We start from the raw sequence: 218 nt of genomic DNA, 5'->3' as shown, positions 1-218 counted from the left end.
TCGAAGGCGGAGCGCGAGGCCGCGCTCGACGCGATCCTGCGCGAGATCCTCGACGATCCCGAGGCGGCCTTCCGGTCGGTGGCCGTGCTCTATCAGGATTTCCTCGTGCGGTGCCGCATCCGCCGCGTCTCCGGCGAGCCCCTGAACCTCAACGCCTTCCGCCGCCGCCTTGCGGTGGCGCGCGCGGGCGTCGACACAGCCACCGCCGAGGGCACGGA

1 pseudogene is annotated in these 218 nt (G+C 72.9%); it reads left to right on the top strand.

Annotated elements, in window-relative coordinates:
• A pseudogene (locus E4K09_RS16805) lies at nucleotides 1–218 on the top strand (ATP-binding protein); the annotation flags it as partial.

Source organism: Microvirga pakistanensis, from assembly GCF_004458765.1.
Taxonomy (GTDB): Bacteria; Pseudomonadota; Alphaproteobacteria; order Rhizobiales; family Beijerinckiaceae; genus Microvirga; species Microvirga pakistanensis.
This window is presented reverse-complemented; position numbering and strand designations above follow the sequence as displayed.